The 10,537-nt window shown below is 74.6% G+C and carries 8 protein-coding genes; 4 read left to right on the top strand and 4 right to left on the bottom strand.

The window, feature by feature from the left end; translation table 11 throughout:
- Positions 1-132 precede the first annotated feature (132 nt).
- A complete protein-coding gene (locus ACIRRS_RS28950; protein ID WP_402976584.1) occupies positions 133-768 on the bottom strand; it encodes a TetR/AcrR family transcriptional regulator in 636 nt (211 codons plus the stop codon).
- Here ACIRRS_RS28950 and ACIRRS_RS28945 point away from each other — a divergent pair.
- Positions 767-2,509 carry an FAD-dependent monooxygenase gene (locus ACIRRS_RS28945; RefSeq protein ID WP_402976581.1) on the top strand — a complete coding sequence of 581 codons (1,743 nt, stop codon included), beginning with the start codon at positions 767-769 and terminating at the stop codon, positions 2,507-2,509. The genes ACIRRS_RS28950 and ACIRRS_RS28945 overlap by 2 nt on opposite strands.
- On the opposite strand, the gene ACIRRS_RS28940 is transcribed toward ACIRRS_RS28945, so the two are convergent.
- Positions 2,506-2,904, bottom strand: a complete 399-nt coding sequence (locus ACIRRS_RS28940) for a DUF4345 domain-containing protein (protein WP_402976578.1) — start codon at positions 2,902-2,904, stop codon at positions 2,506-2,508. The two genes, ACIRRS_RS28945 and ACIRRS_RS28940, sit on opposite strands and share 4 nt — an antisense overlap.
- A gap of 106 nt (positions 2,905-3,010) precedes the next feature.
- On the opposite strand from ACIRRS_RS28940, the gene ACIRRS_RS28935 reads away from it, so the two are divergent.
- Together ACIRRS_RS28935 and ACIRRS_RS28930 are read left to right on the top strand one after the other, a co-directional pair.
- Complete coding sequence (locus ACIRRS_RS28935) at positions 3,011-3,682, top strand: TetR/AcrR family transcriptional regulator (RefSeq protein WP_402976575.1); 672 nt, start codon at positions 3,011-3,013, stop codon at positions 3,680-3,682.
- Positions 3,683-3,733: 51 nt separating this feature from the next.
- Complete coding sequence (locus ACIRRS_RS28930; RefSeq protein WP_402976572.1) at positions 3,734-4,894, top strand: cytochrome P450; 1,161 nt, start codon at positions 3,734-3,736, stop codon at positions 4,892-4,894.
- 132 nt (positions 4,895-5,026) lie between these two features.
- Here the strand turns inward: ACIRRS_RS28930 and ACIRRS_RS28925 are convergent, their stop codons facing one another.
- A complete protein-coding gene (locus ACIRRS_RS28925) occupies positions 5,027-6,175 on the bottom strand; it encodes a Dyp-type peroxidase (RefSeq protein WP_402976569.1) in 1,149 nt (382 codons plus the stop codon).
- 70 nt (positions 6,176-6,245) lie between these two features.
- On the opposite strand from ACIRRS_RS28925, the gene ACIRRS_RS28920 reads away from it, so the two are divergent.
- Complete coding sequence (locus ACIRRS_RS28920) at positions 6,246-7,583, top strand: right-handed parallel beta-helix repeat-containing protein (RefSeq protein WP_402976566.1); 1,338 nt, start codon at positions 6,246-6,248, stop codon at positions 7,581-7,583.
- Between the two features lie 58 nt (positions 7,584-7,641).
- Here ACIRRS_RS28920 and ACIRRS_RS28915 read toward each other — a convergent pair whose 3' ends face one another.
- The gene (locus ACIRRS_RS28915) at positions 7,642-10,377 is read right to left on the bottom strand and encodes an SdrD B-like domain-containing protein (protein WP_402976563.1); all 2,736 of its coding nucleotides are present in this window, start codon (positions 10,375-10,377) and stop codon (positions 7,642-7,644) included.
- Positions 10,378-10,537 lie beyond the last annotated feature (160 nt).

The raw sequence follows: 10,537 nt of genomic DNA, 5'->3' as shown, positions 1-10,537 counted from the left end.
CGCCGCCGGGGGGGGGGCCCCCCGGGGGGGGCCGCGCGGGCCCCCCCCGGCGCCCCCCGCCCACCGCCCCCCCCCCGGGGGGGCCCCCCGCCGGCCCCCCCCCCCCCCCCGGCCCCCCCCCACCGCCGTTTTCTACCCCTCGGGGGTATGCCGGCCCCGCTCCGCCCGCTCAACGGGCTTCGCACCCAGCAGCGGGAGCACCACCTCGTCGAGGATCGCCGCCACCACCTCGTCCGAGGGCGGCCCGGCGGTGAGCAGATACTCGTCGCGCACGAGGTCCAGCGGCAGCGCGATCACCCGCGGGGTGAGCCGGGCCGGGTCGATCTCCCCGCGCGCCGCCGCGCGCCGCATCATCACCGCCAGGCCGTCCACCGGCCCGCGCACCCCCAGGACGGCACGGAAGCGCACCCGCAGTTCGGGCACCCGCAGCAGGTCGATCAGCAGTCCGTGCACGGCCCGGCCCGGCAGGCCGTCGAAGCGGTGCAGCATGGCGTGCAGGTACTCCAGCAGATCCGCCCTCAACTCGCCGGTGTCCGGCGGCTCCTCGGGGTCCGGCAGGTCGCGGCCCAGGGCGGCGATGACCAGCTCCGCCTTGCCGGGCCAGCGGCGGTAGAGCACCGGCTTGCTCGTCCGGGCGCGAGCGGCGACGCCCTCCATGGTGAGCCGGTCGTAGCCGAGCTCGACCAGTTCGGCCCAGGCCGCATCCAGGATCGCCCGTTCCAGTTCGTCGCCGCGTCGTCGCACGGGCCGTCCGTCCTCGCCTGCCATGGGGTCGCGCACCTGCTCCTCGAAGACACGTTGCGTTTCTTACGGAGGCGAGCCTACAGTCGAACGAGGAAACGCGCCGTATCTTACGGCCGGGAGACCTGGGGGCTCTGCCATGCGTACGCACACATCTGCCGTCGACCAGCCGGAACGGACCTCGGGAGCGGCCTCGGGACCGGCCTCGGGACCGGCCTCGGGACCGGCCTCGGGACCGGCCTCGGAGGAGACCGAGGTCCTGGTGGTCGGGGCCGGGCCGGTCGGCCTCGCCCTCGCGCTCGGACTCGCCCGCGGCGGGGTGGACTGCAGGATCATCGAGCGCGAGCCCGCCTTCCGCGACCGCGGCGTGCGGGGCAGGGGCGTCAACGCCCGGACCCTGGAGGTCTTCGAGGACCTCGGCGTCGTCGAGCAGGCGCTCGCCCTCGGCCGGACGGACCTCGGCATCCGCACGTACCGGGGCGAGCAGGTGCTCGGCGAGGAGCCCGTCGGGTCGGCCGGCAGGCCGCCCACCCCGGACCGCCCGTACGGCGCCATGCTGCTGATCGCCCAGCACCACACCGAGGCGGTGCTGCGCGATCGGCTCGCCGAGTACGGGGTGAAGGTCGAACTCGACAGCGAGCTGGTCGAGTTCACCCAGGGCGACGACGCCGTCCTCGCCACCGTCCACCGCGCCGGCGAGCCCCGCGCCCTGCGCGCCCGCTACCTGGTCGGCTGCGACGGCGGCCGCAGCGCCGTCCGCAAGCAGGCCGGTTTCACGTTCCTCGGCGAGACCTGGGACGAGGAGCGCTTCCTGCTCGCCTCCCTGCGGGTGGAGGGCCTCGACCCGGACTTCCTGCACATCTGGACGTACGAGGGGATGGGCGCCGGCGCCCTGGGCCTCATGCCGATGCGGGCCGACGACACCTGGGCCGTGCACGCCCGGACCGAACCGGACGAACACGGCCGCACGCCCGCCCCCGACCTGGCGACCTTCGAGCGGCTGTTCGCCGAGCGCGCCGGCCTGCCCGGCGTCCGGCTGCACGAGCCGACCTGGTCCACCGTCTGGCGCCCGACCGTACGGATGGTCGACCGCTACCGGGCGGGCCGCGTCTTCGTCGCCGGGGACGCCGCGCACTGCCACTCGGCGGCGGGCGGCCAGGGCCTCAACACCGGTGTCGGAGACGCCCACAACCTGGGCTGGAAGCTCGCCGCCGTGCTGCGCGGCGCGCCCGACGCCCTGCTCGACAGCTACGAGGCCGAGCGCCTGCCCGTCGCCACCGGGGTCCTCGCGGCCTCCTCCGCCCAGCACCGGGCGCTGTTCAGCGACGGCGGTGCCCGGACCATCACCCGGCAGTTCACCACCCAGTCGGCCACGGGCGCCGACTTCACCGGCCTGTCCGTCGGCTACCGGGGCGGCCCGCTCGGCCGCGACCTGGACGAGGCGACGGGCGTCCGCGCCGGCGACCGCGCCCCGGACGCGCCCGTCGCCACCGCCTCCGGCACCCCGACCCGGCTGTTCGACCTCCTCCGGGGACCGCAGGCCACGCTGCTCGCCTTCGACACGGACCTCCCGCTGCCCGAGCGCCCCGGGCTGCGCCGGGTGACGGTGCGCGATCCGCAGGGGCACGCCGCTCGCGCGTACGGGCCGAGCGGCCCGGCCGTCGTGCTCGTCCGGCCGGACGGGTACGTGGCGTTCACCGGCTCGGCGGCCTCCGTCGCGGACCGGCCGGAGGCGCTCGCGGAGGTGATGGCGGGCATCGGGCTCTAGGAGCGGCGGGTGGCGGCGGCCGCCCGCTGATCCGCATCAGCGAGCCACAAGTAGACCGGGGCCAGGCCGAGTTCGATCACCATCAGGACGACCTGGAAGGCGTCCGGCCACCCCTTCACCGCCACCGACAGCACCCGGCCGAGGCCGCCCAGCAGGAACACCCCGGCCAGCCACCGCACCGCCCACGCGGGCACCGGCCGCTGCCGCACGGCCCAGATCCAGGCGGCGCCGTACCCGGCGAAGACCGCGCCCATGAAGCGGCCGAAGCTGTCCATCGTCGGGTCGGCGCCCGCGCCGCCGGGGATCGCGGCGTTGCCCAGGAGGACGTGCTCGATGCCGATCGCCACGCAGGCGACGCCCATCACCCATGCGAGCAGCCTCAGCGCCCCGGCCATGTCCCACCCTCCGTCTCGTCCGTCTTGCCTGTCTCGTCGGGCTTGTTGACAAGTGTCTACCAAGCTAGCCCGCGCATGTGGACACGTGTCAAGTACCCTGTGCCGCATGTCAGTTCCCGAACGCCGACGCCGCCTCTCCCCCGATCGGCGCCGCGCCCACCTGCTCGGCGTCGGCGCCCGGCTGTTCGCCGAACGGCCGTACGAGGAGGTGCTGATGGAGGAGATCGCCGAGCGGGCCGGCGTCTCCCGCGCCCTGCTCTACCGTCACTTCCCGAGCAAGCCCGAGCTGTTCGCCGCCGTCTTCCGGCAGGCCTCCGCCGACCTGCTCGTCCGCACCCGGCTCGACCCCGGCGACAGCCTCGCCGAACAGCTCGTCGAGGGTCTGGACGCCCACCTCGACTACTTCATCGCCAACCGGCACGCCGTGCTCGCCGCGAACCGGCAGCTCGCCGGGGACGTCGTGATCCGGACGATCATCACGGAGGAGCTGGACGAGCTCCGCGTGCGCCTGCTCGGCGCGCTGCCCCTGGCGGACGAGGCGGCGCGGCCGGCCGTCTCCCACGTCCTCAGCAGCTGGCTGGTGTTCGTGCGGGTGCTCGTCCTGGACTGGCTGACGGAGGAGACCTGCACCCGGGTCGAGCTGCGGGACGCCTGCCTCGGGGCCGTGCTCGGCGCGCTGGGGCCGTTCCTTCCGCCCGGGGACGGGGGACGGTTCGGATACCATCGGGTCGAATCGGATGAGTCGGCTGCTTCTCCACAAGTCCCGCTGAAAATATGACAGTTGGGGCTGGAGATGGCGTGCCGACGGAACGCCACCCCGAAGGGACCCATGTCCGCGACGCTCCCGCCCCTGCACCGGCTGCCCGTGGCCCCCGCCGCGGCACCCCGGCCGACCACCCTCGCCGACGGCACCCCCGCCTGGCTCGTCACCCGCTACCACGACGTCAAACAGGCCCTCGGCGACCCCCGGCTCACCCGCGCCGACCTGCACCAGGTCGGCGCGGTCGGGCCCACCGCCGAGGTCTCCGGCAACCCGGCCTCCCTGTTCAACCAGGACGGCGCCGCCCACCGCCGCCTGCGCGCCACCTTCCAGCGCGCCTTCACCCCGCGCGCCATCGCCGGATGGCAGCCGTGGGTCGCCGAGGCCGTCCAGCGGGCCGTCGACGCGCTCGTCACGGCGGGCCCGCCCGCCGACCTGATCACCGCCTTCACCCGGCCCGTACCCTTCGCCGTCACCGACCGGCTCACCGGGCTGGACGGGCTCGTCGAGGAGGAACGGCTGCGGCGCTGGGCGCACGCCGTGCTCGCGCAGGGCGAGGAATCGGAGCCGGACCCGGAGGGGGTCGCCGAATTCTCCGCCTTCACCGGGGAGTTGATGGAACGGCGACGGCGGGAACCGGGCGAGGACCTCGTCAGCCGGCTCGTCCGGGCCGCCGACGAGGACGGCGGGATCCCGGAGGAGTCGCTCGTCCACCTCGTCTGCGGGCTCATCGCGAGCGGCAACGAGAGCATCACCGGCGCCCTCGGCAACGCCCTGCTCTACCTGCTCGGCGAACGCGCCGGCCACTGGCCGCGCCTCGGCGACCCCGAGGTCGCCGAGCGCACCACCGAACGCCTCTGCCACTTCATCCCGCTCGGCGACGACGAGCACACCATCCGCCGCACCACCGCCCCCCTCGACCTCGGCGGCACCGCGATCCCGGCCGGCGCCGTCGTCGCCCTCAGCCTCGGCAGCGCCAACCGCGACCCCGCCGTCCACCCCCACGGCCTCGACGCCGACCTCGCCCTCCCTCTCACCGCCCCCACCCTCGCCTTCAGCGCCGGGCCCCACTACTGCGTCGGCGCCTGGCTCGTCCGCCTGGAGATGCGCGAATCCCTCCAGCGCCTCGCCACCGCCCTCCCCACCCTCCACCTCACCGCCCCCACGGCCACCTCCTGGCGCCTCGGCACCACCACCCGCAGCCCGGCCACGCTCCCGGCGGCCTGGTAGCACGCGACACCGGGGCGCGGGGCGGGGGGCGGCCGGGCGCGGCCGCAACCGCCCTACGGGAGAGGCGAATCGCCCCCGCACCCCGCACCCCGCGCCCGGCAGGTGCCGGGCGCGGGGCGGACAGCGCGGCGGCTACGACCAGAGCCGGTCGCCGAGGGCGCCGCCCTCCTCGACGCCCGGGAGAACGTAGGCGACGGCGGAGGCCGTGTGCTCCAGGAAGGGGTTGAGGGCGTCCTTCGCGGCGAGGCGGGACTGGATGCGCGTGAACTGGGCCGGGTCGCGCATGAAGGCGCAGAACAACAGCCCCCGGTCCGTCGGACCGTCGTCGTAGCTGTAGCCCCGCCGGAGGATGCGGGCGCCGCCGTCGAGGCGGGGGCTGCTGAGGCGGACGTGGGCGGTGGCGGGCAGGACGTAGGAGCCGTCGGGGTTCTTGGTGTAGATGTCCGGCTCGTCGTGCTCGGCCGTGCCGGTGAGCGGGGCGCCGTCGCCGAGGCGGCGGCCCATGGCCTGGTCGCGGCCCGCCTCGGGGAGGGCGGCGAAGGCGCCGATGTCCATCCGGATGCGCCGGTAGACGAGCACCGTCCCGTGTTCGTGCGGCCCGGGCGGGCCCCAGACCCACTGCTCGGCGTCGCCCTCGCCGGGGTTGGCCGTGCCGTCCTTGTACCCGAAGAGGTTGCGCGGGGTGGTGCCGGTGGGCGTGCGCGGGAGGAACCCGGACTGCGCCCACCGCAGGGCCCCGCCCTTCGCGGCGACGGCGCCGGTGAGCTGTTCGGCGAGGACGGACAGCGGCCAGCGGTCGGCCGCGCAGAGCTGGAGGACCAGGTCCCCGCCGCCGCGCGCCGGGTCGAGCCGGTCGCCGGGGAAGGCGGGCAGGTCGGCGAGCCCGGCGGGGACGCCGAGCCCGAGGCGCCCGGCCAGCCCGGGCCCGATGCCGACCAGGCTGCTGATCCGGGACGCCGGTGCGCCGCCCGCGAGCCGCGCGTCGGCGGCCGTCCCGCCGACGGCCTCGGCGAGCAGCCGGGTGAGGTCCGCGAGCAGAGCCCGTAGCGCCGTCCGCCCGTCGGAGGTGGCGGCGGGGGCGAGGTCGTACGCGAGCAGCTGGGTGGCCGGCTCCTGCGGGGCGGTGACCCCGGCCTGCCGCGGCCCGTGGAACGGCACGGCGGAGGGGGGCACCGGGAGCGCGACGCCCGCCGTTTCCGGCCCCCGCACCAACGCCCCGACCCCCACGCCCGCACCCGCGGCCAGCAGCGCCCCTCCCGCGAGCAGAGCCCTGCGGTCCACCCCGCCCTCTTTCCTCGCCTTTCCGCCTTCGGCATGCATGGAGCACATTGGAGACGATAGAACACCATTCATGCAAATCTTGACGTATCGTCAACTGCGCACACGGACGACCCTCCTGTGCCTGCTCGCCGCCGCCCTCGCGCTCACCGGATGCTCCTCCTCGGGCTCGGGTTCCAGCGCCGACGCGAAGCACCCGGACGGTACGGTCGTTCGAGTCCCGCAGAACTTCCCGACGATCCAGCAGGCCGTGGACGTCGCGCGCGAGGGCGACACCGTGCTGGTCGACCCGGGCGTCTACCGCGAGAGCGTGCGGATCTCCAAACCCCGCGTGGTTTTGCGCGGCAGCGAGCGCAACACCGTGGTCCTGGACGGCGGGCTGCGTCTCGTCAACGGGGTCACCGTCACGGGCGCCGGTTCGGTGGTGGAGAACCTGACGGTGCGCAACTACCTGGCCAACGGCGTGCTGTTCACCGGCGTCACCGACGAGCGCCTCCAGCAGCACGGCGCCGGCGGCTCGGCCTACAACCCGCTGGACACCGCCCGCTTCCCCGTCGTCCAGGGCTTCCGGGCGTCCCGGGTGACGGCCTACGACAACGGCCTGTACGGCATCTACGCCTTCGACGCCCGGGGCGGCGTGATCGAGGACTCGTACGCCTCCGGGCAGGCCGACTCGGGCATCTACGTGGGCCAGTGCAAGCCCTGCGACACCCTGGTGCGCGGCAACACCGTCGAGCACAACGCGGTGGGCATCGAGATCACCAACGCCTCGGAGAACCTCGTCTTCGCGGGCAACAAGGTCAACGCCAACCGGGTCGGCATCACCCTCAACTCCAACGACCTGGAGGCGCTGGCCCCGCAGCGCGGCGCGATCATCGTCGGCAACGTGGTGACGGACAACAACGCCGCCGAGACGCCCCAGCAGGCGGACGGTGGGTTCGGCATCGGGATCGGCATCGGCGGCGGCACGAACAACCAGGTGCAGCGCAACCTCGTCCAGGGCAACCGCGCCGCGGGCGTCCTCGTCACCGACCCTCCGGGGCACCCGGCGAGCGGCAACCGCGTCGAGGGCAACAGAGTCACCGGGAACGGTACGGACCTGGTGCTGGCCTCCGCCGATCCGGGCAACTGCTTCGGCGGCAACCAGCCCGCCTCGCAGAGCCCGGACGGCCTGGAGGCGCTGGCCGGCTGCGGCGGCCAGGGCCGGGGGCAGCTGGCGCAGGGCCGCGCCACCTCCGTCCAGGCGCCGCCCGGGGTGCCGTTCAGCCAGGTGCCCGCGCCGCCGGCGCAGCCCTCGCTGCCGGACCCGAACGCCCCGGCCCGCCCGGCGACGGACCTGCCCGGCCCGGTGGACCCGGCGGCGTACGGGCTTCCGGCCGACCCCTCGGCGGTGCCCGCGCCCCCGAAGTGACGGCAGGCGGGCGGGCCTTGAACCGCAGGGCCCGCCCGCCGTCCGCCGTCCTGCGCGACTACCGGTGCCGCGCCCGCCGCCTGCGCGCGGCCAGCACCAGCAGCCCGCCCGCACCCGTCAGCGCGACGGCGCCCGCCAGGGCCAGCGGCATCCCGGAGCCCGCGCCCGTGGACGGCAGCGAACCGTGCGACGGCGGCGCGGGAGGCGTGGCCGGAGCCGGGGCCGAGGGCGGCGGTGAGGGGGAGGGCGCCGGGGGCGAGGGCTCGTCCGGCGGGGTGGCGCTCGAACTCGGCGTCGGGATCAGCGTGTTGACGGCCGTCACCGAGACCCCGTCCGTCAGGTTGTCCGGTGTGAGCACCAGCGGCCCGAAGACCGTGCTGTCCGGCGCCGCGTACCCCTTCGACGGGCTCAACTCCTGCCAGTAGTACGTGCCGACCTCCCCGCTGCCCCGGCAGAGGCCGTCGGCGCCGGTGGTGCAGGGGTCGCCCACCTTGGCGTCCGGCTGCGCGCCCGCCGTCTGGAGGCCGCCGCCGTCACCGGACTTCTTCCACAGCTGGAAGGTCGCGCCCGCGAGCGGCCGGCCGTCCTGGTCGTGCTTGAGGACGTTGACCGCGCCCTCCTGCCGGCGGAACCCGAAGTCGTAGGTGTGGTCGTTCTCCCCGGGCCCGCCGGTGGTCAGCACCCGCTCGGGGTACGTCCCCCCGGTCGGGACGACGCCCTTGGAGTCGACGAACCGGTTGTCCCCGACGTTCGCCGCCGTCGGAACCCACGCGTGGAGCGGCCCGCCCTTGGCGTAGTCGGCCGGCTCGTCCAGCCTGATCGTGTACGTCGCCCCGGGCTTGAGCCCGCCCTCCACGTCGGAGTCGTCGAAGTAGTACTCCCCGCGCTTGGTGGTCCTGGTCGTCCCGACGAGCTTCCCCGACCCGTCGTAGAGGTGGACGGTGGCGCCCTCCACCGGCTTCTGGCCCGGGAGTTGGACGCCCTTGCGCTCGGGGTCGTACCAGACCCGGTTGCCGATCTGCAGCGGCGCCCGGTCGCAGAGCACTTCGAGGTCGCCCATGGAGGCGCCCTTGCCGAACGGCGGGAGCGTGCCCGACTGCCAGGGCGGGTTGAGCTGGAGCCCGTACGTCGGGTCCCGCTTGCCGTCGCGCTGGACGAACTCGGTGCCGTAGCCGTACGCCGCGTTGTTCGGGTCGAAGGCCGAGAGCGCGATGGTGTTCTCCACCTTGGACAGCGCCATCCCGGCCATGCCCGCGTTGTGGTGGGAGACCAGGCTGCTGGTGTCGAAGAAGCGCTTGCCGCGCGGGGAGAGGCCGCAGCCCTCGTTGACGTCCATGACGTACGCGCCGTCGGCGGGGCAGGCCTTGTTGAGGTCGCCGCCGGTCAGCACCTTGGCGATGGAGGCGCCGGTCGGGTCGGCGGCCGACATGTCGCCGAAGCGGTCGCGGAAGGCGAGCAGCATCGAGCCGTCCGTCTCGAAGGCGATCTCGCCCAACTCCGGTTCGGGGTTGGCGAGGTAGGTGCCGCAGGCCTTGCCGTTCTGCGAGGTCGGGAAGGTGTCCTGCCAGGGGAACCAGCCGGCGCCGTCGCAGGGGCCGCCGCCGAGGGTGGAGCCGCGCGGGTAGTCCAGCTTCTGGTCCAGCACGGGCTTGCGGAACGCGCCGGTGGCCGGGTCGAACGGCAGCACGACCGCGCGCAGGTCGGAGCGCTGCCCGGTGGACTCGCCGGAGCAGACGCCGCCGAGGTACCCGAGGCCGTCCTGGAGGCCGAGGCCGAAGGGGCGCCAGTCGACGGCCGCCGGGCAGCCCGGGTCGGGGATCGGGTACGAGGCCTCGGGCGCGGCCGCGGTGGGGGCGCTCGCGTCGTAGCGGTACAGCGTGCGGTCGTGGAGGTTGACGACGAAGAGGTCCTTGCCGTCGTCGGTGATCTTGATGCCGCCGAGGCTCTCGCGCCCGGCGGCGACCAGGAAGGCGTCGTCGCTGCCCGGCCCGTGCGCGGTGGTGCCGGCGTCGGGCACGGTCGTCCAGAGTGACGTCGCCTTCGTCGCCGGGTCGGTGACGTAGATCGCGCCGGGCCCGCCGGGGCCGTAGGCGGTGGTGCGCTTGGCCGAGGCGGCGGAGAACACCCGCTTGTCGGCCTTGTTCCAGGCGATGCCGAAGAGGTTGCCGGTCTCGGCCTCGGTGGCGATGTCCGTGACGTGGACGTTCACGCCGTCCTGGCCGCGCGCGCCGTACGGGAAGGAGACCAGGGTGCGCGCCAACTCGCCTTCCCTGGGAGGATGCTGACAGGTCGTCACCAGAGTGGCGTTCTTCTGGCAGTAGTCCCCGGGGCTCCAGAGCCCGGTGGTGTAGGAGACCGTCTTGCCCCCGGAGAGGTCGACGAACTCCTCGTTGCTGGAAAGCTGGTCGGGCGCGCCGTCCAGGCCCTGGCGGGAGGCGAAGGCCGGGAAGAGTACGCCCGGCTTCGGATTCACCACCTGGACGCGGTACTTGCCACCCGTGAGCGCGGAGCCGGCGGGCGCGAGCGTCACCGTCCCGTCGGGCGCGGTCGTCCCCTCGATGCCCGCGCCCGTGTCGTCCGTGAGCTCGACCTTCACGCCCCCGATCCCAGGCTCCAGCCCGGGCGTCCACACCCCGCCGGCGTCCACGGCCCTGACCACCCGCACGGTGACCGTGCCGTCCCCCGCCTGCGGGTAGGCGGCCGGTGCCACGGTGAGCAGCCCCGCGCCCGCGACGGCGACGGCGGCGGTCGCGCCCCAGGCGACTCTCCGCGTTCGGTTCCTCGTTCCTGCCAAGGCCTCACTCCCATCGACGGCGGGCATAAGCCCGATCCGGACTGGAGCCCCCAGGAGAGCGGAGAACCGGTCGTCCACGTCCGGGGCTTCCGGCGCATTCACTTGAGTGTGTGACAGTGATCAGCCGAAAATCGCATGAGGTTCGAATACGATCGCACAT

The sequence above is a fragment of the Kitasatospora sp. NPDC101183 genome (assembly GCF_044767945.1).
Lineage (GTDB): Bacteria > Actinomycetota > Actinomycetes > Streptomycetales > Streptomycetaceae > Kitasatospora.
Note: the sequence above shows the minus strand (reverse complement) of the source record. Positions and strands in the feature narration are given on the sequence as shown.

Bases quoted from the DNA above. Each gene is read 5' to 3' on its own strand.
- ACIRRS_RS28945 (WP_402976581.1), top strand. From the start codon at position 767: ATGGGGTCGCGCACCTGCTCCTCGAAGACACGTTGCGTTTCTTACGGA.
- ACIRRS_RS28950 (WP_402976584.1), bottom strand. From the start codon at position 768: ATGGCAGGCGAGGACGGACGGCCCGTGCGACGACGCGGCGACGAACTG.
- ACIRRS_RS28940 (WP_402976578.1), bottom strand. From the start codon at position 2,904: ATGGCCGGGGCGCTGAGGCTGCTCGCATGGGTGATGGGCGTCGCCTGC.
- ACIRRS_RS28935 (WP_402976575.1), top strand. From the start codon at position 3,011: ATGTCAGTTCCCGAACGCCGACGCCGCCTCTCCCCCGATCGGCGCCGC.
- ACIRRS_RS28930 (WP_402976572.1), top strand. From the start codon at position 3,734: ATGTCCGCGACGCTCCCGCCCCTGCACCGGCTGCCCGTGGCCCCCGCC.
- ACIRRS_RS28920 (WP_402976566.1), top strand. From the start codon at position 6,246: ATGCAAATCTTGACGTATCGTCAACTGCGCACACGGACGACCCTCCTG.